The organism is Streptomyces cyaneofuscatus (genome assembly GCF_042718795.1).
Taxonomy (GTDB): Bacteria; Actinomycetota; Actinomycetes; order Streptomycetales; family Streptomycetaceae; genus Streptomyces; species Streptomyces cyaneofuscatus_A.
Genome location: NZ_JBHXOX010000015.1, coordinates 55,649 through 80,532 on the forward strand (window position 1 = coordinate 55,649; position 24,884 = coordinate 80,532).

Below are 24,884 nucleotides of genomic sequence, written 5' to 3' on the forward strand. Positions count from 1 at the left end.
CGCCGCCCCGCCCGGTGTGCGGTCGCCTCCGCCGTCCTGCCGCAGGACAGTGGAGGCATGGGCGCACACCGTGAAGTCCCGTCCGAGGCCGGCACCGAGACCGGATCCGAGACCGGATCCGAGACCGGCTCCGAGGCCGGGACCGAGGCCGGCATCGACTCCGAAGCCGACGAGGCGCGTCACACCCTCATACGGAACATCGTCGCGCAGGGCGGGCTCACCGACCCGGCCTGGCGTGCGGCCTTCGAGAGGGTGGGGCGCCACCTGTTCGTGCCGTACTACTACGTGCACGGCAGCCGGGGCTACGAGCGGCTCTGGGGCGAGGACCCCGATCCCGTACGTCGTCGGCGCTGGGTCCGCGGGGTGTACGGGGACGAGGCGCTGGCCACCCGGATGCGGGACGGCGAGCTCATCTCGTCCTCCAGCCAGCCCTCGCTGATGGCCCTGATGCTGGAGGCGCTGGACGTACGGGACGGGCACACCGTCCTGGAGATCGGCACCGGCCCCGGCTACAACGCGGCGCTGCTCTCCCACCGGCTCGGCGACGCGGCGGTGACCAGCGTCGATCTCGACCCGGAGATCACGGACGCGGCCCGCGGCCATCTCTCCGCCGCCGGGTACCGCCCGACGGTCATCACCGGCGACGGGGCCCGGGGCTGCCCGCAGCGAGCCCCGTACGACCGGATCATCGCGACCTGCACGCTGCCCGCCGTACCGTCCGCCTGGCCGGAACAGTGTGCTCCGGGGGCGCGGATTCTGGCCCCGGTCGCGACCGGGCTCATCTCGCTGAACGTACGCGCGACGGCGCACGGTCCACGCGCCGAGGGGCACTTCCTGCACACCCCGGCGTACTTCGTGCCCCTGCGCGGGGCCTCACCGCTGTCCGAACCGCTCGCGCGCCCCGGCGGAGTGCCGCGGCGCGCGATAGGGGACGAGCTCTTCCGGTTCCTGCTGACCCTGACGGCGGGGAGCCTCGACCCGCGCGACGCCCTCTCCCTCTGGGAGCGCGAGGAGCGCCCGCAGCGGGAGAGGTACGGCGTCACGGTGGCGGACGGCCGCCAGTGGGCCTGGCTGGACGACCCGGAGGGGCCGTACACCTGGTCCCTGCCCGGATGAGTGCCTTCAGTCCCGGCGGATCGTGATCGTCGTCCAGGCCCCGACGTGTACCTTGTCGCCGTCCTGGAGGGGGACGGGGACATACGGCTGGATCGGCTCGTCGGCGCCGTTGAGCGTGGTCCCGTTCGTGGACTTCTGGTCGACCACGGACCAGCCACCGTCGGGCTGCTGCACGAGCACCGCGTGCTGATGGGAGACGCCCGGGTCCTCCGGCGGCACGGACAGGTCGATGTCCGGGGACTCGCCGGTGCTGTGCCGGCGGCGGCCGATGGTGACCTGGCTCCCGGCGAGCGGCAGGCGCTGCTCGGGGGAGTACGCGGGCAGGTTCAGTCCGGTCGCCTCGGGGCCGCTGCGCTGCATCATCGCCAGGAAGTACGCACGGTCCGGCGCGATGACGGCGGTCCAGGTGGTGGCCTGCTGCGGCTGCCCCTGGCCGGGGACCTGGCCGTAGCCCTGGTCCTGGCCGTAGCCCTGATTCCCCTGGTGCTGGTCGGGGTGTCCGCCCTGCTGCTGGCCCTGGCCCAGGCTTTGGCTCTGGTAGGGGGCCTGCTGCTGGAACGCCTGGGGCGGCTGTTGGTGTGACTGCTGCGGTGCCTGAGCCTGTGCCTGGGAAGGCGGCGGCAGGACCCAGTCGTCGCCTCCGCCACCGTGCGGGGACTGGTGCTGGGGCGGCGCCGACTGGTGCTGCTGCGGCGGCGCGAAGGGCGAGGACTGCTGCGGCTCGAACGGCGAGGGCGCCGACTGCTGCTGCTGCTGCTGGTGTGGGGGCGGCGGGCCCTGCTGCTGGAAGACCGGCGGAGGCGGTGGGCCCTGCTGGAACGCGCTCGGCGGAGGGCCGCCCTGACCACCGGGACCGTTCTGGCCACCGCGCTCCTCCCGGCTGCCGGGACCGCCGTGACCGCCTTGGCCGCTGTGCCCCGTCTGCTCCGGAGCGAGAGGTTCGGCGGGACGGTTCACCTGCGAGGGCCGCGAGGCCTGGAACTCGAACGGGTCGTGCTGCTGGGGCGGGGGCGCGCCCCCGGGACCGCCTGGTCCCCCGGGGCCACCCTGGCCGCCGCCCTGCCCTCCGGGCCCCTGCTGGGCCAGGAAGCCGGGCGGCAGGTTGAGACCGGGCGGCGGGCCGCTCGGCGCGCCGGGCTGCGGGGCCAGCGGCGTGTACGAGGTCGCCGTGTTGGTGAGGAAGTTCCAGCGGCACTCCTCGCAGTACGGCGCCATCGCCTCGCGCGGCGTGCGGCACTGCGGGCAGAGCTCGGCCTGCATCGTCGCCGGGCCGCCGTCGTGGGAAGCGGGCGGCGGGTAGCCGTAACCGGGCGCGGGGGGCGGCGGAGGCGGTGGGGGGACGGCGCCGGCGGGGGCGCCCGTTCCGGTCATGCGGTGTCCGCAGACCTCGCACCAGTCCTCGGAACCCGACTGGTGTCCGTTCGGGCAGGTCGGCATGTCGGCGCTTCCCCCTCTCCTCGTCCGGCCCCGGGGGCCGTCATGCTGTCGATCGGTCGTGACCGTTCGGCCACCGGTTTCTGCTACTTCTTGACGCGAACAGTCTTGGTCGAGCGCGTTTCGAGGGTCATCTCGTCCGCTTCCGCGACCTTCGCTTTCAGTCGCACAGTACCTGTCGCCGCATCGACGACGTCGACCACCTTCGAAAGCAGTTTCGCAGTGTCCTGGTTCCCGGACGCCGCCGCCAATTGCACCGCACGGCCCAGTTTCGCCGTCGCACCGTCGAAGTCGCCCGATTTCCGGGCATCCAGCCCCTGCTGGATGACCTGTGCCAGTTCCGCCTGGCCCGTGTAGTGCGCGACCTGCGGATTGATCGAGGTCGACACCACCATGTCGTCCGTCCACACCGCCCGTACGAGCCCCTGCGAGAGCACCTGCGGAGCCCCCGCGCCCGAGGGGTCGGGCAGGATCAGCGAGACCCGGGCCGCCAGCATCTCCTGGCCGATCCCGGCCTCGGGGACCAGCACGCAGACGTGGTAGTCGCGGGACTCGTCGCCCCAGGAGCCGGTCGGGTAGTCCCCGGCGCGCGGGCCCGCCTCGGTGCGCCGGCCGGTCAGGTCCTCGACCGTCGGCGCCACCTGCTTCACGAACCGGATCTCCACCCCGACGGGCGTCCAGAGCCGCAGCGCCACATCCGCGACCTCCTTGCCCATCGCGTTCTCCATCATCTGCGTGAAGTCGGCGGCGAGACCGGCCGGGTCGGCGACGATGTCGGCGGTGCCGAGGAGCGCGGAGGCGATGGAGGTGACCTCCTTCACCTCCCAGTCGGTGCCGACGCCCCGGGCGTCACAGGTGAACCGGCCCGCGCAGGAGTCCAGCGCGGCCCGCAGATCCTCCGGTGCCTCGTGCTCGTTGCGGCCGTCGGTCAGCAGGATGCCGTGCCGGATGTCGACGTCGGCGGCGCCCAGCAGCCGGTCGGTCAGCCGCAGCCAGGTGCCGATCGCGGTGCCGCCGCCCGCGCTCAGCCTCCGCAGCGCCTCCTTGGCCTGCGCCTTCGTCCGCGCGTCGGCGACCGCGAGCTGCCCGTTGCCGGGGTAGACGTCCTTGGCCACATGCGTACCGGCGACCACCGCGAACCGCGTGCCCTCGCGCAGGGTGTCGATCGCCGCCGCCGTGGCGTCGCGCGCGTTGCGCATCTTCGTGGGCGGGTAGTCCATAGAACCGGAACAGTCGACCATCAGCACCACCGCGGAGCTCGGCGTCTGCCCCGGCGCCTGTGCCTGCCCGGGCCCCGGCCCGTATCCGGGTACGTGTCCGGGGGAGGCCGCCGCGCGCGGCAGCGGGATGCCGCCGGTCGTGCCGCCGCCGGTGGAGGTGACGGTGACGATCGCGTTGACCTCGCGGCCGCCCTCGGGCAGGAACGCGTTCTGGTACACCTCGACGGAGAACTGCGGCACGTTCGACTTCGAGAAGTTGGCCATCCGGTCTGCTCCCTGAGACTCAAACGGTGGTGCAGGCCGATCCTGCCCCTTGCGGCTCCACGGCGAACGGCAGCAGAGCCACTGTTACGTTGTCGTGGCCCCCGCCGTCGAGCGCGTGCCCCACCAGCACCTGGGCGCCGTGCAGCGGATGCCGGTGGGCCTGCGGAGGCACGGCGGCGGCCATCTCCTCGGCGGACTCCGCGTAGTTCCACAGGCCGTCCGTGCAGACGACGACGAGGCCGGGGCGGTCCGGCTTGAACGAGGCTGTGTGCGGCTCCAGTTCGTAGGAGTCGGCGCCGAGCCAGCCGGTGATGGCGTGGGCGCGCTCGTCCGCGTACGCCTCGGCCTCGTTCATCAGCCCCGCCGCCACCATCTGCGCGGCCCACGAGTCGTCCTCGGTGAGCCGGGCGGGCGGGCCCGTGCGGTCGTCCGGCACCCAGTAGACCCGGCTGTCGCCGACCCAGCCGACGACCAGCAGGCCGCCCGCCATGATCGCGCCGACCAGGGTGCAGGCCGGGGCGTTCTGATGGCGGTGGGCCTCGTGCTCGGCCGAACCGGGCGGGTCCTGGGCCAGCGCGTTGACCGCCTCGGACGCGGCGACGATCGCCTCGTGCATCGCCTGCTGCGGGTGCGTGCCGCGCGGCAGCGACTCCAGGAGGGCCTCGTTGGCGGCGCTCGCGGCGGCGGCCGACGCCTCGTCGGGCCGGCTCGCCGAGGAGACGCCGTCGCAGACGATCGCGACGACGGCGGGCGAACCGTCCGGCAGCGCGGTCGAGGAGACCGCGAAGGAGTCCTCGTTACGGTGGTGGCGCAGGCCCCGGTCGCTGACGGCGGCCACCGAGCCGAGCTCCTGCTCCATGTGGTCGCGCTCGCGGGGCTGGGCGTGCCCGCAGTTCTCGCAGTACCCGTCGGGGTCGACCCGGCCGGAACGGCACGCCACACAGACCTTCGTCCCGCCGGCGGGCGTCGGGGTGGGCTCCGCCGTACGGGGATCGGGGGCGGCGAGCGCGAAGTCACCGGAGCTGTCGGGGGGTTCGACGGATGCGGCGGGCTCGGCGGCGGCCGGGCTCTCCACCACCGCCCGGTCGTCGTGGCGTACCGGAGGCGATGCCGACAGCGGCCTGCCGCCGGAGTCCGTGCCGGGCAGGTCCGTCGCCCGGTGCACGGGTACGGGCACGTCGGAGCTGTCCGTCTCCGAGGCGGCGGGCCACTGCACGGCGGGCGCGGGCGGCGTGGGCGCGTCGGACGCGGGCGGGGCCGTCGGCGGGACGGCGGAGGCGGGTGCAGGGGCAGGGGCAGTGGCAGGGGCAGGAGGGGCGGGCGGAGCCGCCGGGGGCACGGTGATGGCCAGCGTCGGGCGGTCGTCCGGGCGGGCCGGCACGGCCGAGAGGTCGTAGCCGCACGCCCCGCAGAACAGGTCGCCGGCCGCCGGCGGTTCCGCGCAGCCGGGGCACCTCGCCAGGGCGGGCTGCTGGTGGCTCTCTGACATCTTCACACCCACGTCCGGGGGCGGAAACGGTTGGCCCGCTCCACCAGTTCGATCCTCTCGTCGCCCCGCTGCGCGAGCCGGGCGAGCATGCGGTACGAGCGTTCCAGACCCAACCGCAGTCCCCGCTCGTCCAGTTCGGCGTCGAGCAGCTTTCGGGAGCCCGGCGCCCCGGCGGCCGCCGATCCGCCCGGCGGCGGGGCGCCGGGACTACCGGAGAGTACCCAGTCCAGCGCCTTGCCCAGTACCTCGGTCGTCAACTGCTCGCGCCGCACCGGGTCCAGGCCGAACCCGGTCAGCGCCGCCACCTGGACGGCGGCGGCCGTCAGGTCGGTCAGGAGGGGCTCGACGGGGTCCCGCTCACGCAGCCGGGCGCGGACGGCGGCGACCCGGGCCGCGGTGTAGTGGATCGACGCCTCCGGCACCGACTCCAGGGTGCGCGCCGCCTCAGCCCGCTCCCCGGCGGCGATCTGCACCCTGGCCAGACCGAACGCGGCGCTCACGAAGCTCGGATCGGTCGCCCACACCAGGCGGTAGTACTCGGCGGCGTTGTCCAACTGGCCCAGCACCTCCGCGCAGATCCCCAGCGCCAGCTTGGGCGCGGGCTCCCCGGGGAACGCGTCGTACACCGCGTCGAAGGAGAGCGCCGCGACCTCGTGGTCACCGGTCACCAACGAGGTGATGCCCCGGTACCAGACGACCCGCCAGTCGTCCGGGTGCCTGGCCTCCAGGGCGGTCAGGGCGGCGGCCGCGGCGTCCGGTTCGCGCATCTCCAGCCGGGCCCGCAGCTCCCGCAGCCGGGTCTCCGGCGAGGCCGCGGGCACCGCCTGGAGGGCCGCGATCAGCTCGGCGGGGGCGGAGGCCATCAGTCCGGCCAGGAAACCGGCGTTCGGGTCGTTCGCGTCGACCCGGGGGACCGGCAGCGCCAGCGAGGTGGCCCGCGCGTCGAACAGGGCGAGCCGGACACCCCCGGCGGTCGCCCCGAGGGGGCCGTACGGTCCGGTCGGGCCGACCGGACCGGGCTGCCCGGCGACGGCGGGCGAGGCCTCCCGGGGCGCCGGCACGGGGGCGTGCGCGCGCGTAGGGGGGTGCGCCGGTGCGGGGACAGGCGTGGGGGCAGGGGCCGCGGGCGCGTACGCCGCCGCCGGGCCGCCACCCTGCGGACCGGCGTACGAACCACCCTGCGGACCTGAGCCCGTACCGCCCTGCGGGCCGCCCCGCACATGGGTCGCCGCCGCCGTCAGCGGAGCCGCCCCCGCGGCGGGCCACGCGGCTCCGGGGCCAAGACCGGCGGGCTGCGCCCCCACCGGCAGCGCGCCCGCCACCGCCGACGTCACGGCCCCCGGAGCCACCGGCACCGCACCGCCCTGGCCCGGTACGCCGCCGCCCTGCGCCGGAATGGCCGGCAGCGGACCCGTACCGCCCTTGCGGCGGCCGAAGCGGCCCCCGCGTCCCGAGGCCGTCGCCCGGGCGCCCAGCCGCGACACATCGTCCACCTGCCCGGCGAACAACTCCGTGTCCGTCACCCGCAGTTCCGTACCGAACAGCGTCGACAGCGCCGGCCTCGGCCGCCCGCTCTGGAGCGCCACGACCTCGCGCAGCACCCCCGTCAACTGCTCGGCCATCTCCGAGGCGGAGGCGAACCGCCGGCCCGGGTCCGGGTCGGTGGCCCGGACCAGCAGCCGGTAGAAGGACTCGTAGGTACGGAACACCTCGATGTTGTCCGGGTCCGGCAGCGAGTCCACGAAGACGTTCGTGTACCCCTGGAAGTCGAAGGTGAGGACCGCCAGCGTCCGCGCCACCGTGTACAGGTCGGAGGCGACCGACGGGCCGACCTCCGCGACCTCGGGGGCCTGGTAGCCGACGGTGCCGTAGATGGCGGACTCGTCGTCGTCCATCCGGCGCACCGCGCCCATGTCGATCAGCTTGAGCTGGTCCTCGGTCTGGATCGCGTTGTCGACCTTGAAGTCGCAGTAGAGCAGGTTGCGGCTGTGCAGATGGCCGAGCGCCTCCAGCGCCTCGATCCCGTACGCGCAGGCCTGCTCGACCGGGAGCGGGTCTCGCTTCCCGGACGGGGTGCGGCGCTGGTTGGCGATCTCCTTGAGCGCCTTGCCGCCGACGTACTCCATGACGATGTACCCGTCGAGCGAACCGGTCCGCTGGTCCAGGTGCTCCACGAAGTTGTAGATCCGCACGATGTTGGCGTGCTCGATCTCGGCGAGGAAGCGGCGCTCGGAGATCGCCGCCGCCATCGCGTCCTGGTCGCCGGTGTCCAGCAGGCCCTTGAGGACCACCCAGCGGTCCGAGACGGCCCGGTCCACCGCGAGGTAGACCCAGCCGAGCCCGCCGTGCGCCAGGCAGCCCACGACCTCGTACTGGCCGTGCACGATGTCGCCGCCGGTCAGCTTCGGCACGAAGGAGTACGGGTGGCCGCACTTCGTGCAGAACCCCTCGGTCCGGCCCGGCCGCTCCCCGCGCGAACGCCCCACCGGGGCACCGCAGTCCGAGCGGGAGCAGAACCGCTTGCGCTCGGGCACCTCCGGGTTCTCCATCACCGCCGTACGCGGATCGGGGCGGGGCACGTCCGGGACCTGCACCAGGCCGACGCCGAGCCGGCCCCGGGTGGAGGAGGCGGCCGACGAGCCCGAGGAGCGCACCGAGACCGAACGGGAGGTGGAGGAGCCGGAGAGCGAGCGCGACAGCCGCCCCGACACCGACCGCCGCGAGGTCGACGAACGCGACGAGGAGCGTGCGGAGGCCCGGGAGGAGGAGCGCTGCGACGAGCTGTTGCGGTTGCTCGCCCGGCCGCTCGCCCGGCCGCCGCCCGCGATTCCGGTGGGCGGTGAGGAGACCATGCCCGTCGGCGAGACGACCGGGGCCAGACCGCAGGTGTCGCAGTACAGCTCGCCGCCGCCCATGTCCTCGTAGGAGCCCTCGCACGCCGGGCGCTGGCACTGCGTACTCATCGTGTCTCCCCCTGGTCGCGCCGCCGGTCCTCGGGCCCCTGGGACCCGTCCGGTCCTTCGGGCCGCTGCGGTGTCAGCAGCTCGGCCGCCGCCTGCTGGTAGCGCAGCACGTTCTGCTCGGCGACCCGCAGATCGCACGGGGCGCTCCACAGCATCCGGCGCGCCGCGTCGTACCGCTCGATCAGCATCGGGTCCTCCGCCAGACCGTGCCGGGCCACCTTCGCCTTGTACGCGTCGAGCCGGCCGCGCAGCTCGGCGCGGACCGCCAGCGGGGCCGTCACCGAGGTCAGCGACTCCCGGGCGCGCAGCAACTCCTCCTCGGCCTCCTGCTCCAGCGACTCCAGGAGCGGGGAGAGCCGGTTCCACTGGGCGCGCCTGCGGTACTCGGCGGCGATGTCCAGCCGCTCCTGGAGGGCGGTCGCCGGTCCACTGACGGCGGGCACCTCGGACGCGGCGATCTTGGCCAGCACCTCGCCGCGCGCCGCCCGCGCCTCGGTCAGCGTGCGGTCGGCCCGCGAGAGCACGTCCCGCAGCCGCATCAGCCGCGCCTCGGCGTCCTGCCGCACCGCGAGCACCGCCTCGATCTCCCGCCGTACGTCCTCCAGGGCGCGGGCCGCCCGGTCGTACCGTGAGGTGTCCGGGCGTCCGCCGCCGGGCGCGGCGCTGCCGGGGCCCGGCAGCCAGAACGCCAGCGGGTCGGAGATCACCTGCACGCGCAGCATGGTCAGCTCCTCGGTGATCTCCTCCAGGTCGTCCCCGGCCGGATGCTCACCGGGCCGCACGCCGACCGAGTGGGCCAGCGAACGGGTGCGGTGCAGCTCGGCGGCGAGCAGGTCGATCCGGGCGGGCAGCGCCGACCAGACGGAGTCCGAGGTGACGACCATGTCCAGCGACCTGGCGTACAGCTCGTTCATCCGGGCGACCAGCTCCTGGAGCGAGAACCGCTCCGAGAGCCGGGCCGGTCCCGTCACCGAGGAGGGCGGCACCGCACCGGAGTTGGCGACCGTGACCGCCTCGCCGCGCAGCAGCTCGGTCAGGGCGGCCAGGTCCTCCCGGTTGGGGTGGCGGCGGCGGGCCCGTATGTCCCGGGCCTCCTCCAACGCACCCGCGTAGGCGTCGAAATACCCCCACAGCACCGTGATCGACTGCTCGGTCGTGGCCCAGCGCTCCCGGGTGAGACCGGTCAGCTCGGCGCCCTCCAGGAGGCGGCGGCCCGCATGGTCCTGCAGGGCGAGGAGCGAGGTCTCGATGGCCTCGTGCTCCGCGCCGAGCCGGGCCAGCGCACGGTCCGCCTCTTCCCGGTCCATGACCGGGCCGGGGGGCCTCCCCGCGAAGCTGGGGAAGGATCCCGCGACGCCCATCGATCACCTCTCCGCTCTCGCCGCCGGGCCGGTGGGCCCGGACGGGGTCAGTTGCTCCGGTTCGTACGTGTCCACTCCGGATCCGGTACGCGTCCGCTTCGGTACGTACGTGTTCCGGCGCCCGGTTCACTCGCTCCGGTACTTCGGGGCCGGCGGCGCCGTGATGCCGGGCAGTCCGGCGGCCAGCCACTTGCGGTACGACACCATCCAGGCGCTGTCCTTCCCGCCCGCGCGATAGTCCACCAGGACCTTGTTGACCCGGGCCACCAGATCGTCGGCACCCTTCTTCGCCGCCACGCCGTAGAACTCGGTGGTGAACGGCCCCGCGCCCTTGAGGGCCACCGCCGGGTCCTGCGCCGCCTGCCCGGCGCCGAGGGCGTTGTCCGTGAGGACGGCGTCGACCTCGCCGAGCTGGAGCCGGACCAGGCAGTCCAACTGGTTGGGGACGGTCAGCCGGTCCGGGTCCCGCTCGGTGCCGTCGAACTCGTCCCTGAATATCGCCCCGAAAGACTCCTTCTCCAGCGCCTCGAACGCGGTGGTGCTCTCGCCGGAGCAGACCCGCTTGCCCTTCAGCGAGTCGTCGTACCCCGTGATGGGGGAGTCCTTGGGGGCCAGGATCTGCTGCCCGGTCCGGAAGTAGGCGGTGGAGAAGGAGACCTGCTCCAGCCGCTTGCAGTTGATGGTCATCGTCCGCACGATGACGTCGACCCGGTCCCTCTCCAGGGCGGCGATGCGCTGGTTGGTGGGGATGGCCCGGAAGATCACCGCGTCCGGGTCGCCGAGGATGTCCTTGGCCAGCGCCCGCACGAGGTCGATGTCGAACCCTTCGAGCTCGCCGCTGTACGGATTGCGGTAGCCCCAGCGGTAGCTGTTCTGGTCGACGCCCGCGACCAGCTTGCCGCGCGCCTTGATCTTCGCGATGCCCGGCCCGTCCGCCGACGAGGGCGGCAGGCTCGCCTCGGGATCGGTGCACGCCTCGGCCCGCACCGGGACGGCCGCCGCCGCTCCGCTGCCCACCGAGTCCGCCCCGGCAGTCCGCCCGCCGTGCCGGGAGAGCGGCAGCAGGGTGAGCGCGGCGGTGATCACGCACGCCACCGCCATCGCCGTCACTCCGCCCCAGCCGCGCAGCCCGCCCCGTGGGGTGCGGCGCCGCGTCCACGTCCTCGCCCTGGCCATCGCTGCCCCTCTCACCGGTACTCCGAGAGCCTGCGGTTGATCCCGAGGATCGCGGCGACCGCCCCCAGCACCGCCAGCGCGGCGGCTCCGGTCGGCAGGCCGCGCAGGGCCCCGCGCCCGTCCTCGGCGGCCGCGGCGAACTCGCCCTGCTCATGGGCGAGCGCCGTCCGCAGTGCGGTGTCCACCTGCTGGAAGGACTGCCCCGTGGAGTCCTCCGCCCCGATGATCTGCCGCAGAGCGCCGTCGTAGTCGCCCTTGTCGTCCGTGGCACGCGCCGTGCGGTGGCGGTCCTGCCACTCGGTGACGCTCCTGGCGGCCTTGGCCACCGGGGCGCTGCCGCTCTCGTCGTCCGCGAGCCGCTCGGCCTCGTCGAGCTGCGCCCGGAGGGCCTTCATGCCCGTGGTGTAGTCCGTCTCGTACTGGTCGGCCGAACCGTCGGCGGTCAGTACGGCGCCGCGTGCCACCAGCGTCAGGTTCTCGTTGGCGCGCGCCTTCAGGGAGTTGATGCGTGCGTTGTTGAGCACGTCGAGCGACTCCTGGCCCTGTGTCATCGCGGACCGCAGCTCGGTGCGGGCCACCGTGTGCCCGACCGCCAGCCAGAGCAGCACCACCGTGGCGGCGGCCGTCGCCACCAGCAGGCCGTGGTTGAACACCCGGTTGGTGCGGCGGTAGTTGCGGCGCTGCATCCACACCAGTGCGCCCAGCACGACGAGTCCGGCGGCGAGCGAGAGGAAGGGCCACCGGCGGGCGTCGGCGGAGTCCCGGTCGAGCCGGCCCGTCTCCGCCGCGTACAGCCGCTCGGCCGCCGGCAGCAGCTCGTTGGTCATCCTCTGGTTGGCGTACCGGAGATAGGCGCCGCCGAGCGGCAGCCCCTGCCGGTTGTTGGCGCGGGCCCGTTCGATCAGACCGGTGTAGACGGGCAGCAGCTCGTTGAGGGTGGTGATCTCCTGTGAGGAGCTGGTCGAGGAGTCGGTGCTGGCCGACGCCTTCACCAGCAGCCGGGCCGCTTCCTCGATGTCCTTCCGATACTGCTCCTGTACGGCCTTCGGCTCCTGCGCCCCCGCGAGGAAGCCACTGGCCGCCATCGTGTCCGCGTCGGCGAGCGAGCGGTAGATGTTCGCCGCGTCCGCGCTGAGCGGCTGGCTGCGCCCCACCACGTCGTCGGCGGCGGAGGTCCGGTGCGAGATCTCCAGGGCGGTCACCGCCCCGAACGCCACGACCAGCAGCGCCAGCACGGCCCCGATGATCTGGAGGCGGCCGGGCTCGGTCGTCGCCGCAGCACGCAGCCGACGGCTCTGCACGGCCCAGGAGCCCGGGCGTTGAGCGGGCAGACCGGTGGGCGCGGGCGTCTGCTCCGGCGCGCGCTGCGTCTGCGGGCCGCCCTGTGGCAGCTGTGTCACTCGACCTCCCCCTCGGTCACCGACAGTCCCCCGGACCCTGGCCGATCGCGTGCCGGCACCCGGCCAGAAGTATGGCCGCGGGGACGGACCCGCACATCGGGAACGCCTGGATCCCGCACCGGACAACGCATTCGATCAGGGCGGACGCGGTCGATCAAGGCGATCGGCGCAACGTGCCCCGAAACATCCCCATAAGCGAACCGGCAGCCTCGCCGGCCCCTTCGCACCGCTCCGGATCCGCCCCGAGCCTCCCCGACCGCCCAGCCATCCCCGTGCGTTGCGGACTCCCCATCAGGTACACGAGTGGGGCGCCCGATCGGTTCCCCGCCCCTCCCGCGTTCCCCCGAACGGGGGAGGGGCGCCCCACCGCGCCGAACGCGACAGGCCGCCCCCCGATCCGGTCCTCCCAGGAGATCAGGCGTACTGCGCCCGCAGCCGCCGGTGGACCTCCGGCGCCGCCCCCGTGACGTCCAGCCCCAGCAGCGCAGCCCCCAGCACCGGCGGCTCGGACACCACCCGCACCACGGCCTTCGGGGCGCGTACCGCGAGCAGTTCGGCGATCCGGTCGTTCAGCTGCGGATGGCGCGCGGCCAGCACGCTGCCGCCCAGCAGCACCGGAGCCTCCTCCTCCAGCAGCCCGAGCCGGGTCAGCGCCACCGACGCCATCGCCACCACCTCCTGCGCCAACCGCTCCACCAGCGCGGCCGCCACCGGGTCGCCGACGACGGCGGTGGCGAACAGCACGGGCGTCAGCTCGTGGCGCCGGGTCAGCGGGATCGTGCCCCGGTGCAGCGCCTCGATCAGGGCGTACATCGAGTCGAGCCCGAAGTGGCCCGGCAGTACCCGGGCCAGCTCGGTCGGCTCGCCCCGTCCGTCCTCGGCGCGCGCGGCGAACCACAGCGCCTCCTCCGCGAGCCCCGCACCGCCGCCCCAGTCGCCGGATATCCGGCCGATCGCGGGGAAGCGGGCCGTCCGCCCGTCCGGCACCATGCCCACGCAGTTGATCCCGGCCCCGCAGACCACCGCGACGCCCCGGGGCTCGTCCACCCCCGCGCGCAGGATCGCGAAGGTGTCGTTGCGCACCTGGACCGACGTCCCCCAGCCCCGGGCCTCCAGCGCCTCGGCCAGCTCCGCCTCCTCGACCGGCAGGTCGGCGTTGGCCAGGCACGCTGAGATGTGGCCGACGGAGCCGACGGAGCCGACAGGCCCGGGCAACGCCGCGAAGGCCTCGTCCAGTGCCCCGGCCAGCACGTCGAGCGCCGCCTCCACCCCCACGTAGGGCGGCTGGAACCCCCCGCCCCGGGCCGTCGAAAGAACCGTTCCGTCCTCACCGATCAACGCCACATCGGTCTTGCTGTTGCCCGCGTCGACGGCGACGACCGAGACGTTCACGCCCACGCGAGGTGCTCCCGGTTGTGCGCGATCAGCCGGTCGGTGAGCTGCTCGGCGTAGTCGTACTGGCCGATCAGCGGATGGGAGAGCAGCGCCTTGAATACCCGGTCCCGGCCCCCGCGCAGCGCGGCTTCCAGGGCGAGGTCCTCGTACGCCGTCACGTTGGCGATCAGACCGGCGTACAGCGGGTCCAGCGCGGGCACGGCCAGCGGGGTCGCACCGCTGTGGTCCACCCGGGCCTGCACCTCGATGACCGCGTCGTCCGGGAGGAACGGCAGCGTCCCGTTGTTGTACGTGTTCACCACCTGGACCGGCGAACCGCCGCCGCCCAGCAGCGAGGCCGCGAGGTCCACCGCCGCCTCCGAGTAGAACGCGCCGCCCCGCTTGGCGAGCAGCTCGGGCTTCGTGTCCAGCGCCGGGTCGCCGTACATCGCCAGCAGCTCCTTCTCCATCGCCGCGACCTCGGCGGCCCGGGACGGCTTGGTGCCGAGCTCCCGGACGACCTCGTCGTGGGCGTAGAAGTAGCGCAGGTAGTACGAGGGGACCACACCGAGCCGGTCCACGATCTGACGCGGCATGTGGAGGTCGTCCGCGATGGCGTCACCGTGCTCGGCGAGCAGCTTCGGCAGCACGTTCTCGCCGTCCGGGCCGCCCAGGCGCACGCCCAGCTCCCAGGTGAGGTGGTTGAGCCCCACGTGGTCGAGGTGGACCTCGGAGGGGTTCACGTCCAGCAGCCGGGCGAACTTGCGCTGGAAGCCGATCGCCACGTTGCACAGGCCGACCGCCTTGTGCCCGGCCTGGAGCAGGGCGCGGGTGACGATGCCGACCGGGTTGGTGAAGTCGATGATCCAGGCGTCCGGGTTGGTGCGGCGCACCCGCTCGGCGATGTCCAGGACGACCGGCACGGTCCGCAGCGCCTTGGCGAGGCCGCCGGCGCCGGTGGTCTCCTGGCCGATGCAGCCGCACTCCAGCGGCCACGTCTCGTCCTGGTTGCGCGCGGCCTGTCCGCCGACGCGCAACTGGAGGAGGACCGCGTCGGCGCCGGCGACGCCCGCGTCCAGGTCGGTGGTCGTGGTGATCTTCCCGGCGTGGTCCTGCTTGGCGAAGATCCGCCGCGCCAGGCCGCCGACCAGCTCCAGCCGGTCGGCCGCCGGGTCGACGAGCACCAGCTCCTCGACCGGCAGGGTGTCCCGCAACCGGGCGAAGCCGTCGATCAGTTCAGGGGTGTAGGTGGACCCGCCACCAACTACTGCGAGCTTCATTGTCAGCCCTTTACTCCGGTGAGTGTGACGCCCTCGACGAATGCCTTCTGAGCGAAGAAGAAGACGGCGATCACGGGGGCCATGACCAGAACGGTCGCGGCCATGGTCAGGTTCCAGTCGGTGTGGTGTGCGCCCTTGAAGGATTCCAGGCCGTAACTGAGCGTCCAGGCGGCCGGGTTCTCGGAGGCGTAGATCTGTGGTCCGAAGTAGTCGTTCCAGGCGGCGAAGAACTGGAAGAGGGCGATGGCCGCGATGCCGGGTCTGGCCATCGGCAGGACGACCTTCATCAGCGTACGGAACTCACCGCAGCCGTCCACCTTGGCCGCGTCCAGGTACTCGTTCGGGATGGTCAGAAGAAACTGCCGCAGCAGGAAGATGGAGAACGCGTCACCGAAGGCCATCGGGATGATCAGCGGCCACAGGGTGCCGGAGAGGTCCATCTGCTTCGCCCAGAACAGGTACATGGGGATGATGACGACCTGCGGCGGCAGCATCATCATCGAGATGACGAGCATCAGGGACAGCTTGCGGCCCCGGAAGTGGAACTTCGCCAGCGCGTACGCCACGGGGATCGACGACACGACGGTGAGTACGGTGCCGAGTCCCGCGTACAAGAGGGTGTTGCGCCACCAGGTTAGGAAGCCGGGGGTGTTGAAGACCCGCTCGTAGTTGCCCCACTCCCAGGTGTTGGGGGTGAGGTCGCGGGTCAGCGCCTGCTGGTCGTTCATCAGCGAGGTGAGCACCACGAAGACGAACGGCAGCACGAAGAAGAGCGCGGCGGCGATCCCGAGCGAGTGGACGGCGATCCAGTGCAGCAGCGCCTTGCGGCGGGCGGTGCGCGCGGCGGGCGTGGGAGCATCAGTCTTGAGGAGTGCGCCGGGCTTGTCGAGGAGCTGGGTCATGGCTCAGTCACCGGCCTGGATCAGGTTGTTGCGGCCCCGCATGAGCAGTGCGGTGAAGGCCATGGCCAGGGCGAACAGGATGAGGGCGACGACACAGCCGGCGCCGTAGTCGAAGCGCTGGAAGCCGAGGTTGTAGACGAGCTGGGGGAGGGTGAGTGTCGACTTGTCGGGATAGCCGGGTTCGAAGGACTGTCCCGAGCCGCCGATGATCCCGGAGGCGACCTTTCCGGCGACCAGAGGCTGGGTGTAGTACTGCATCGCCTGGATGACGCCCGTCACGACGGCGAACAGCACGATCGGCGCGATGTTCGGCAGGGTCACGAAGCGGAACTTCTGCCAGGCGGAGGCGCCGTCCAGCTCGGCCGCCTCGTACTGCTCGGTCGGCACGTCCAGCAGCGAGGCCATGAAGATGACCATCAGGTCCCCGATGCCCCAGACCGCGAGCATGGTGAGGGCCGGCTTGGACCAGGTGGCGTCGTTGAACCAGCCGGGTGTCGGCAGGCCCAGGTCGCCCAGGATCGCGTTGACGGGCCCGGTGCCGGGGTTGAGGAGAAAGACGAAGGCGAGGGTCGCGGCGACGGGCGGGGCCAGGTACGGCAGGTAGAACAGCGTCCGGAAGACGCCCGTCCCCGTCTTGATCTTGGTGATCAGCAGCCCGATCCCGAGCCCGAAGAGGACCCGGCAGGTGACCATCACGACGACCAGCCAGAGCGTGTTCCACAGGGACGGCCAGAACATCGGATAGTCCTGGAAGACGTACGTCCAGTTCGTCAGCCCGTTGAAGACCGGCGCCCCGAACCCGTCGTACGACGTGAAGGAGAAGTAGACCGTCGAGACCATCGGGTACGCGAAGAAGACCGAGAACCCGATCAGCCACGGCGACATGAAGGCCGCGTTCCGCAACGCCGACCTGCGGCGCTTGGAGCGGAGTGTGTGCGTCGTCATCATCGGGCTACTTGGCCTTGGCGATGTCGGTGTCGATCTGCTTCGCGGTCTTCCCCAGACCGGCCTGGAGGTCCTTCACCGCGCCCTTCTCGTACTGGTAGCCGAAGTCCTGGAGGGTCTGCTGGTACGTGGAGCCGTTGACGGCCCCGTCGGGGGTGCTGGACTTGGGGTGCTGGGCGATGTCCAGGAAGGTCTTGAAGCGCGGGTCGAACTTCAGGTCCGGCGACTTCAGCGCCGCGAAGGTGGAGGGCACGTTCCGGATGCCGTTGGCGAAGTTGACGACCGCCTCGGTGTCGCTGGTCATGTACTTCACCAGCTCCCAGGCGGCGTTCTGCTTCTTGCTGGCCGGCGCGATGCCGACGATGGTGCCGGAGAGGAACCCCTTGCCGTAGCTGTCGACCTCGTCGTCGGCGACGGGCATCGGCGCGACCCCGATCTCGAAGCCGGCTCCGGCGTCCTCGGCCATCCCGAGCCGCCACTCGCCGTCCAGCTGCATGGCCACCTGGCCGGTGTGGAAGGGGTGTTTGGCGCCCCACTCGTCACCGAAGGTGCCGCGGTACTTCTCCAGCTTCGCGTAGCCGCCGAGGGTCTCCACGAGCTTCTTCTGGTACGTGAACATCTCCGCGAACGCCGGGTCCTTGGCGATGCTGGACTTGCCGTTCTCGTCGAAGTACGTGTGGTCCCACGAGGACAGGTAGTGGTCGGCGACGGTCTCGTAACCGTGGAAGTTCGGCATGAACCCGAGCTGCTGGTAGCTGTCGCCCTTCTCCACCGTCAGCTTCTTCGCGACGCTCGCCAGTTCGGACATCGTCTTCGGCGGGGCGGCGATCCCGGCCTTCTTGAAGGCGTCCTTGTTGTAGTAGAGGCCGTAGGCGTCCGTGAGCAGCGGCAGGGCGCACCGCTTGCCCTCGAACTGGGTGTAGTCGAGGAGGACCTTCGGGAACGTCTTCTCCAGGTCGAGCTTCGACTTCTCGATGAACGGCTTGAGGTCGGTGAAGGCGCCCGACGAGCAGAACTTGCCGACGTTGGCGGTGGTGAAGGAGGAGACCACATCGGGCCCGTTCGAACCGCCCGCACGCAGCGCCTGGTTGAGCTTGTCGTCGTTGATGTTGCCGGAGACCTTCACCGTGATGTTCGGGTGGGCCTTCTCGAACCGGTCGATGTTGTCCTGGACGGCCTTGACCTCGGCGGGCGAGCTCCAGCCGTGCCAGAAGTTGATCGTGGTCTTCGCCTTCGGGTCGTCGGTGGCTCCGGTCTCGGACTGGCCGGTACACGCGGTGGCGAGCACCGATATCGCGGCGACGGCGACAGCGGTGGTGGTGAGACGGCTTGTGCGCATGACAAAGCTCCCAGGGACGGGGGAAGAGAAGACGGGGGAAGAGAAGCGGACGGCAGGACGGGGGGGAAGAGAAGCAGACGGCAGGACGGGGGAAGAGAAGCAGCGGCGGGACGGGAGATGGACGGGCTCAGCGCGAGGTGTCGAACACTTCGTCGCGGGTGTCGGCGAGCGCCCTCTCCAGGGCGCCGCGCAGGACGGGGGTGCGGTCGATCTCGCCGACGACCAGGCGGGGCCGGGAGGCGGCGAGTTCGGCCAGCTCGGACTGGATCAGGGAGCGCAGGACCTCGCCGCCCGACGCGACCGCGCCGCCGGCGAGCACGATGAGCCCCGGGTCCAGGACGGCGGTGACGGAGGCGAGGCCGGTGGCGAGCCGGTGCGCGTACTGGCCGAGCAGCTCGGTGAGCGCCTCGTCCCGCTCGTACGCGGCGGCCGCCCGCTCCAGCAGGGTGGCGGCGGCCTTGGCGTGCGGCTGCTGCGGGGGGTCGATGCCGAGCGCCTTGGCGATCCGGGGCACCGCCTGGGCGCCCGCCAGCTCCTGGAAGCCGCCGCTGTTGGCCTTGACGACCTGGCGTACGAGGGGGGTGCCGGGCACCGGCAGGAAGCCGACCTCGCCCGCGCCGCCGGTGAAGCCGCGGTGCAGGCGCCCGTTGATGACGAGGGCGGCGCCGAGCCCCTCCTCGTTCCAGAGCAGCACGAAGTCCTCGTGGCCGCGGGCCGCACCGAGGCGCTGCTCGGCCACGGCGACCAGGTTGACGTCGTTCTCGTACTCCACCGGCATCGGCAGGAAGGCTGCCAGCTCGTCCAGGAGGGTGGGGGAGTGCCAGCCGGGCAGGTGCGAGGCGTACCGCAGCCGCCCGGTGCCCGGGTCGAAGGCGCCCGGCGTGCCGATGACGATCCGGTGGATGTCGGCGCGGGTCAGCCCGGCCTCCTTCACCGCCCCGTCCAGCGCGTCGGCGACCTGGCGCACCACGCTGTCGGCGCGCCGCCCCGGTGTCGCGAGCTCGAACTCCCCGACGCTCGCCCCGGTCACATCCGCGACGGCGGCGATGATGCGCCGCTCGTTCACATCGAGCCCGGCGACATGGGCGGCGCGCGCGTTCACGGTGTAGAGCTGCGCGTTGGGCCCCGGCCGCCCCTCACTGGTCCCGGTGGCGACGACGAGCCCCGCCGCCTCCAGCCGGGCCAGGAGCTGGGACGCGGTGGGCTTGGAGAGCCCGGTCAGCTTGCCGATCCGGGTCCGGGAGAGCGGTCCGTGCTCCAGCAGCAGATCGAGGGCGGCCCGGTCGTTCATGGCCCGCAGCACCCGGGGGGTGCCCGGTGTGGTTCCCGTCATCGTGGATGCCCCACCCTCGTCGACTCTGTTAGGAAACTTTCCTATTCCGGGAGGACCGTAAGACGCGGGTCACCGGGGCGTCAATGGTGACCGCCAGTCCGGCAATCAAAGTGTTACCTCGCACGCGGAAGCCCCCGGCCGCCTTCCTGGGGTCCAGGGGCGGCCGGGGGCTTGTCGTCAGCGAGGGCTACTTGTTCAGGTTCGTCGCCGGCGGCGGTATCGGGGTCGCCGCCATCGACTGCGGGGAGGTCGCCGACGCGTACGCCGAGGGGGCCGCCATCGCCGCCGTCGGGTCCGCCGTGGACTCGCCCTCCGCCTGGAGCGGCACCGCGCCGATCATGCGGATGCCCGCGTCGTCCAGCGCCTGCTTGATGCGCCAGCGCAGCTCGCGCTCCACGCCCACCGACTTGCCCGGCATCGTCTTCGCGGTGACCCGGACCGTCATGGAGTCCAGCAGGACCGCGTCCAGGCCGAGCACCTCCACCGGGCCCCACAACCGCTCCGACCAGGGCTCTTCCTTGGACATGGTCTCGGCGGCCGTGGTGATCGCCTCACGGACGTGCTCCAGGTTCTCCGTCGGGCGCACCGTGACATCGACCCCGGCGGTGGACCAGCCCTGGCTGAGGTTGCCGATCCGCTTCACCTCGCCGTTGCGGACGTACCAGATCTCGCCGTTGTCGCCGCGCAGCTTGGTGACCCGCAGGCCCACCTCGATGACCTCACCGGAGGCCACCCCCGCGTCGACCGTGTCCCCGACCCCGTACTGGTCCTCCAGGATCATGAAGACACCGGAGAGGAAGTCCGTGACCAGGTTGCGCGCGCCGAAACCGAGCGCCACACCGGCGACACCGGCCGAGGCGAGCAGCGGCGCCAGGTTGATCTTGAAGGCGCCCAGCACCATCAGGACGGCCGTTCCCATGATCATGAAGGAGGCCACCGACCGCAGGACCGAGCCGATCGCCTCCGACCGCTGGCGTCTGCGCTCCGCGTTCACCAGCAGACCGCCCAGCGCCGTGCCCTCCACCGCCTGGGCGCTGCGGTTCATCCGGTCGATCAGGTTGGTCAGGGCGCGCCGGATCAGATAGCGCAGCGTGACCGCGACGGCCACGATCAGCAGGATCCGCAGACCGGTGCTCAGCCAGGTGGACCAGTTCTCCTCGACCCACCCCGCGGCGTTCCCGGCCTGCTCGGCGGCTTCCTCCAGCGAGCCGCCAGGCCCGGGTGACGGGGTTGCGGCCATGAGGACGGACAGGTGCACGGTGCGGACCTCCAGAGGGACGACGGGTTGACCGATAACACTAACGAAGCCGGGGGAGTGGATCGTTGCCGTTCTCGGGGGAGAGACAGGTCTCACCAGGGATATGTGTGCTGTGGCCGATCGCACAGCGCGGGACGCCGCCCTGGTGAGACACCTCGGGGGAGTCCGGCGGGCGCCCGCCGGGCCGGAGGGTGAGAAAAATCCTCCCGGCCCGTTACCCCTACGTGGTGGCGCTTTGACCAGGCATGAGGAGAGACTGAGATCGGATCGTCCCGGCGCGAGCCACGCGCCGCCGGCGTACAAGGAGGCATCCACCGTGCCGCACGTCCTGGTTCTCAACGCGTCGTACGAGCCGCTCGGCGTCGTACCGCTCCGCCGCGCGCTCGTCCTCGTCCTCGAAAACAAGGCGATCTGCCTTGAGGAGACCGGCGCCTTCCTGCACAGTGCCACCGCTGCCGTGCCCGCGCCCAGCGTGGTCCGGCTCAAGCGTTTCGTCCGGGTCCCCTACCGGGGGCCCGTTCCCCTGACGCGCCGGGCGCTGTTCGCCCGGGACGGGGGGCGCTGCATGTACTGCGGGGCCGCCGCGACCAGCGTCGACCACGTCATCCCGCGCAGCCGCGGTGGACAGCACGCGTGGGACAACGTGGTGGCGGCCTGCCGCCGCTGCAACCACGTCAAGGCCGACCGCCACCTCCCCGAGCTCGGCTGGCGGCTGCGGCACCAGCCCGCCCCGCCGACCGGTCTGGCCTGGCGGATCATCGGGACCGGGCACCGCGACCCGCGCTGGCTGCCGTATTTGCAACCGTTCGGCGCGGACGACGTGATGGCCCGGATCGACGGCGTTTCCGCCTGAGACCGGGCCTTCGTCGTCCCTTTGTCAGGGGGCATGCTCCACGACGGCGTAGGCCTCCACCGACCACAGCGAGTAGCCGTACCGCGTCGCCCGCGCGTCGCCCTGCACCCGGATGAAGCGGGTGTCCTTCGCGTCCATCCGCACCGACTCGCGCCCGCCCCGGCCCTCCTGGACGGTCGCGGCGGTGCGCCAGGTGCGGCCGTCGGCGGAGGTCTGTATGCGGTAGGCAGAGGCGTACGCGTCCTGCCACGACAGCACCACCTGCCCCAGCCGCACCGGCTGCGGGAGTTCGGCCTGCCACCACGCGCCGTCCTCCACCGGCGAGGACCACCGGGTCTCCGGATCGCCGTCCGAGGCGGCGGAGGCCGGGAAGTCCGGGGTCTCGTCGGCGGAGGAGGAGGCCGTGGCCGTACGCACCAGATCCGGGCCGCCGGTGCGTGGGAAGGCCCGTACGGTCAGCGTGGACTCCTGGCCGCCGAAGGTCAGCGGCACCTCGTACTCGCCCGCCGGGGTGTCCGCCGGAACGGTGATGTCCACCGGCACCTCGGTACGGGAGCCGCGCGGCACCGTCGTCTGCTTCGGGACCCGCACCTCGATGCCCTTGGGCGCCCTCGCGGTGAGCTTGCCCTTCACCTCGGCCGGACGCCGCCCGGCCAGCCGTGCCGCCACCCGCTGCGGCTCACCGCCGATCTCCGCGTCCGTCTCGCCGTGCGTCAGGTCGAGCACCGCGTCCGGCTCGTCCCCGAACCACGGCACCAGGGCGCGCAGCTTCGGGGTTCCCGCCGGGATCGCGGGGGCCGGCGGCAGGCTGGGGCTCAGGTACGACGGGGGCGTGGTCCGGACCGCCTCGGGCACCGTGACCCGTACGGCGTCCGCGCGCAGCCCCTTCGCGGCGGTCTGGGTCCAGCCGGTCGGGGAGAGCCGCCCCAGCGCCCGCCAGCCCTCGCCCGGAACGTGGGCCTCCACGACCGCGTCGGCCAGGTCGGGTCCGGGCTCGGCGAGCGCCGTCACGGCCTCCACCGGGCGGGCCCGGTCCAGGCGGACCGTATAGCTGTGGGTGTCCTTGGTGACCCGGCCGCTGGACCGGTCCACGCCGTTGAAGCCGTCGGCGGTCTTCTCGGCCCGGTCCAGGAAGGGGTCGAGCACCCCCTTGCCGACCGTGGCCCTGGCCGCCGCGATCTCCTGGCGCAGCGGCTCCAGCGCGAGCTGCGCCCGCCAGGCGGCCACCCCGTCGCCGGCCGCCTGGGCCTGGAGCAGGTCCACGACGAGCTCACCGGCGTGGCCGTAGCGGGCCAGTTGCTCGGTCCAGGGGCGCACCTCGTCGGCGAGGCGCCCCTCGGCGGGGGTGGCGAGCCGGTCGGGGGTCTGCCGCATCACGGTGAAGGCCGCCCGCAGCTCGCGCGCCGCCCGGTCGCGTACCGGCGCGGCGGCCGCCCGGGACTGCCAGAACGCGGCGAACAGGGGCTGGAGGTAGGCGGACTCCGCCGAGCCGAGCACGGAGTCCGCGCTGTTGCCCGCGAGCGCCCGCAGCGCCTCCCGGGCGCCGGCGTCGCCGCCCGCCAGATCGTCGATCGCCGCCTGCCAGGACTCGTCGGCGCGGTACCCCTTCGGGTTCCAGGCGAAGTCGGCGGCGGTGAACAGCGGGATGCGGGAGGCGGCCGCCTGCTCCATCGCGTTGGCCAGCAGCGCCGCCGAACCGCTCGCCACCGCCGGGTCCCGGCCGGTGTACGGCCCCAGGAAGATCCGGTCCTGGGCGTAGTCGTTGACCGGGTAGTTGTCCATCGTCACCAGCGGGTGGCGGAACGCGGCCCGCGCCCCGGACAGCTCACGGCCGGTGATCCTCTTCGGTACGACCCCGACGCCGGTCCAGGCCACCTGCACCCGGCCGTCCAGCTCGGCGGCGAGCGCCGTGCGGTAGTCGGTCGCCCCGTCCTGGTAGAACTCCGTCGGCAGCACCGACAGCGGCGCCGCGTCCGGATGGCGCTCCTCCAGATGCCGGGCGACGGCCCCGGCCACCCGCGCCTGCGCGCGGGCCGCCGCCTTGGGGCCGCTGCCGAACGTCTCGGCGTCCAGGTCGCAGTGCCACTCGCTGTAGCTGACGTCCTGGAACTGGAGCTGGAAGACCCGCACCCCCAGCGCCCACATCGCGTCGATCTTCCTGGTCAGCGCGCGGACGTCCCTGTCGGACGCCATGCACATGGCCTGTCCCGGGGAGACCGCCCAGCCGAGCGTCACATGCCCGGCCTCGGCCTTCCGCGCCAGCTCCCGGAATTCGGCGCGCTCGATGGCCGGGTACGGCTCACGCCACCGGGCCAGCCGGTAGGGGTCGTCGCCCGCCGCGTAGAGGTACCGGTTCTGCTTGGTGCGGCCCATGAAGTCGAGCTGCGCGAGCCGCTCCTCCTGGGTCCAGGGCTGTCCGTAGAACCCCTCGGCCATGCCCCGTACGGCCGTGCCCGGCCAGTCCCGCACCACGACCCCGGCCACGGCGCCGCCGCTCACGAGCTGCCGCAGGGTCTGGACCGCATGGAACAGGCCGTCCTCGCCGAGCCCGTCCAGGGCCACGGTGGCGCGCCCGGCGACCTTGCCGGAGGCGATCCGGTAGCCGCCGGTGGGCAGGTCGGCGCGGTCCGGCGCGCGCAGTGCCCGCAGGGCCTCCCCGGCGCCCGGGCCGCCGATCCGGATCAGGGGCCCGCGCCCGGGCAGGCTCTCGTGCAGGGTCGTGACCCCGGCCGCGCGGAGCAGGGAGCGGAGCTCCTCCACGGCGTACGGATCGGCGTCCGGCGCGGCGACGACGGTGGCCTCACGGCCGAGCGGGACGGCCGGGCCGGTGGTCCGGATGCTCTGCGGCCGGGGCCAGACGGCGGGCGGCTGCGCCGCGGCGGCGCGGTCGGGCGAAGCGGCACGGTCGGGCGAGGTGGCGGGGGGTTTGCCGGGGTCGGCGGGGGCGGCGGTCGCGGCCGGTGCGAAGGGGCTCAGCAGCCCACCGATCACGGCGACGGCCACGGCCGTGGCCTGCTTCCTGCGCCCGAACCGCACGTCGCGCTCCCTCGAAAGGCCTGAGTGGGGTCCGAGCCCACCACCCGGGCGCGAGGGTGTCAATGCAGGTGGCTGTTCTGCCGGATTTGCCGGGAATAGTGACAGCTTCGTGCCTGGTGGGACGGGTGTGGCTGACGGGGA

Annotated in this window: 17 protein-coding genes; 2 read left to right on the forward strand and 15 right to left on the reverse strand. The window is 72.8% G+C overall.

Translation table 11 applies throughout. The features are described from left to right. Positions 1-57 precede the first annotated feature (57 nt). Positions 58-1,116: a methyltransferase domain-containing protein gene (locus ACFWRT_RS18770; protein WP_380953402.1), complete on the forward strand. Its 1,059-nt coding sequence runs from the start codon at positions 58-60 to the stop codon at positions 1,114-1,116. Positions 1,117-1,122: 6 nt separating this feature from the next. Here the strand turns inward: ACFWRT_RS18770 and ACFWRT_RS18775 are convergent, their stop codons facing one another. The 14 genes from ACFWRT_RS18775 to ACFWRT_RS18840 form a co-directional block, all read right to left on the reverse strand. After that, positions 1,123-2,553, reverse strand: coding sequence for an FHA domain-containing protein (locus ACFWRT_RS18775; RefSeq protein ID WP_380953403.1), 1,431 nt, complete (start codon positions 2,551-2,553; stop codon positions 1,123-1,125). An 83-nt stretch (positions 2,554-2,636) separates the two neighbouring features. Beyond that, positions 2,637-4,034, reverse strand: coding sequence for a vWA domain-containing protein (locus ACFWRT_RS18780; protein WP_380953404.1), 1,398 nt, complete (start codon positions 4,032-4,034; stop codon positions 2,637-2,639). A 19-nt stretch (positions 4,035-4,053) separates the two neighbouring features. Continuing rightward, complete coding sequence (locus ACFWRT_RS18785; protein ID WP_380953405.1) at positions 4,054-5,523, reverse strand: PP2C family serine/threonine-protein phosphatase; 1,470 nt, start codon at positions 5,521-5,523, stop codon at positions 4,054-4,056. Between the two features lie 2 nt (positions 5,524-5,525). Continuing rightward, positions 5,526-8,486, reverse strand: a complete 2,961-nt coding sequence (locus ACFWRT_RS18790; protein ID WP_380953406.1) for a serine/threonine-protein kinase — start codon at positions 8,484-8,486, stop codon at positions 5,526-5,528. Beyond that, entirely contained in the window at positions 8,483-9,847 is a 1,365-nt protein-coding gene (locus ACFWRT_RS18795) for a hypothetical protein (protein WP_380953407.1), read from the reverse strand. The genes ACFWRT_RS18790 and ACFWRT_RS18795 overlap by 4 nt, the downstream gene beginning before the upstream one ends. Before the next feature lie 126 nt (positions 9,848-9,973). Continuing rightward, positions 9,974-11,023 (reverse strand): glutamate ABC transporter substrate-binding protein, encoded by a 1,050-nt coding sequence (locus ACFWRT_RS18800; protein WP_380953408.1) that lies wholly within the window; start codon positions 11,021-11,023, stop codon positions 9,974-9,976. Between the two features lie 11 nt (positions 11,024-11,034). Beyond that, positions 11,035-12,423, reverse strand: coding sequence for a hypothetical protein (locus tag ACFWRT_RS18805; protein ID WP_380953409.1), 1,389 nt, complete (start codon positions 12,421-12,423; stop codon positions 11,035-11,037). 414 nt (positions 12,424-12,837) lie between these two features. Next, complete coding sequence (locus tag ACFWRT_RS18810; RefSeq protein WP_380953410.1) at positions 12,838-13,821, reverse strand: N-acetylglucosamine kinase; 984 nt, start codon at positions 13,819-13,821, stop codon at positions 12,838-12,840. Continuing rightward, positions 13,812-15,077 carry a 6-phospho-beta-glucosidase gene (locus ACFWRT_RS18815; protein ID WP_380953411.1) on the reverse strand — a complete coding sequence of 422 codons (1,266 nt, stop codon included), beginning with the start codon at positions 15,075-15,077 and terminating at the stop codon, positions 13,812-13,814. Before ACFWRT_RS18815 ends, ACFWRT_RS18810 begins: the two co-directional genes overlap by 10 nt. 2 nt (positions 15,078-15,079) lie before the next feature. Beyond that, positions 15,080-15,979 (reverse strand): carbohydrate ABC transporter permease, encoded by a 900-nt coding sequence (locus ACFWRT_RS18820; RefSeq protein ID WP_380953412.1) that lies wholly within the window; start codon positions 15,977-15,979, stop codon positions 15,080-15,082. Between the two features lie 3 nt (positions 15,980-15,982). Continuing rightward, entirely contained in the window at positions 15,983-16,924 is a 942-nt protein-coding gene (locus ACFWRT_RS18825; RefSeq protein WP_380953413.1) for a carbohydrate ABC transporter permease, read from the reverse strand. Positions 16,925-16,931: 7 nt separating this feature from the next. Then, complete coding sequence (locus ACFWRT_RS18830; RefSeq protein ID WP_380953414.1) at positions 16,932-18,263, reverse strand: ABC transporter substrate-binding protein; 1,332 nt, start codon at positions 18,261-18,263, stop codon at positions 16,932-16,934. 127 nt (positions 18,264-18,390) lie between these two features. Then, positions 18,391-19,596, reverse strand: coding sequence for an ROK family transcriptional regulator (locus ACFWRT_RS18835; RefSeq protein WP_380953415.1), 1,206 nt, complete (start codon positions 19,594-19,596; stop codon positions 18,391-18,393). A gap of 187 nt (positions 19,597-19,783) precedes the next feature. Next, complete coding sequence (locus ACFWRT_RS18840) at positions 19,784-20,854, reverse strand: mechanosensitive ion channel family protein (RefSeq protein WP_380953416.1); 1,071 nt, start codon at positions 20,852-20,854, stop codon at positions 19,784-19,786. A 316-nt stretch (positions 20,855-21,170) separates the two neighbouring features. On the opposite strand from ACFWRT_RS18840, the gene ACFWRT_RS18845 reads away from it, so the two are divergent. Next, on the forward strand, positions 21,171-21,707 hold the full coding sequence (locus tag ACFWRT_RS18845) for an HNH endonuclease (protein WP_018511439.1): 537 nt from the start codon (positions 21,171-21,173) through the stop codon (positions 21,705-21,707). A 24-nt stretch (positions 21,708-21,731) separates the two neighbouring features. Here ACFWRT_RS18845 and ACFWRT_RS18850 read toward each other — a convergent pair whose 3' ends face one another. After that, positions 21,732-24,743 (reverse strand): beta-N-acetylglucosaminidase domain-containing protein, encoded by a 3,012-nt coding sequence (locus tag ACFWRT_RS18850; RefSeq protein WP_380953417.1) that lies wholly within the window; start codon positions 24,741-24,743, stop codon positions 21,732-21,734. Between the last annotated feature and the right edge of the window lie 141 nt (positions 24,744-24,884).

Coding starts and splice junctions, on each gene's coding strand:
- ACFWRT_RS18770 (WP_380953402.1), top strand. CDS start 58: ATGGGCGCACACCGTGAAGTCCCGTCCGAGGCCGGCACCGAGACCGGA.
- ACFWRT_RS18775 (WP_380953403.1), bottom strand. CDS start 2,553: ATGCCGACCTGCCCGAACGGACACCAGTCGGGTTCCGAGGACTGGTGC.
- ACFWRT_RS18780 (WP_380953404.1), bottom strand. CDS start 4,034: ATGGCCAACTTCTCGAAGTCGAACGTGCCGCAGTTCTCCGTCGAGGTG.
- ACFWRT_RS18785 (WP_380953405.1), bottom strand. CDS start 5,523: ATGTCAGAGAGCCACCAGCAGCCCGCCCTGGCGAGGTGCCCCGGCTGC.
- ACFWRT_RS18790 (WP_380953406.1), bottom strand. CDS start 8,486: ATGAGTACGCAGTGCCAGCGCCCGGCGTGCGAGGGCTCCTACGAGGAC.
- ACFWRT_RS18795 (WP_380953407.1), bottom strand. CDS start 9,847: ATGGGCGTCGCGGGATCCTTCCCCAGCTTCGCGGGGAGGCCCCCCGGC.
- ACFWRT_RS18800 (WP_380953408.1), bottom strand. CDS start 11,023: ATGGCCAGGGCGAGGACGTGGACGCGGCGCCGCACCCCACGGGGCGGG.
- ACFWRT_RS18815 (WP_380953411.1), bottom strand. CDS start 15,077: ATGAAGCTCGCAGTAGTTGGTGGCGGGTCCACCTACACCCCTGAACTG.
- ACFWRT_RS18820 (WP_380953412.1), bottom strand. CDS start 15,979: ATGACCCAGCTCCTCGACAAGCCCGGCGCACTCCTCAAGACTGATGCT.
- ACFWRT_RS18825 (WP_380953413.1), bottom strand. CDS start 16,924: ATGACGACGCACACACTCCGCTCCAAGCGCCGCAGGTCGGCGTTGCGG.
- ACFWRT_RS18830 (WP_380953414.1), bottom strand. CDS start 18,263: ATGCGCACAAGCCGTCTCACCACCACCGCTGTCGCCGTCGCCGCGATA.
- ACFWRT_RS18835 (WP_380953415.1), bottom strand. CDS start 19,596: ATGACGGGAACCACACCGGGCACCCCCCGGGTGCTGCGGGCCATGAAC.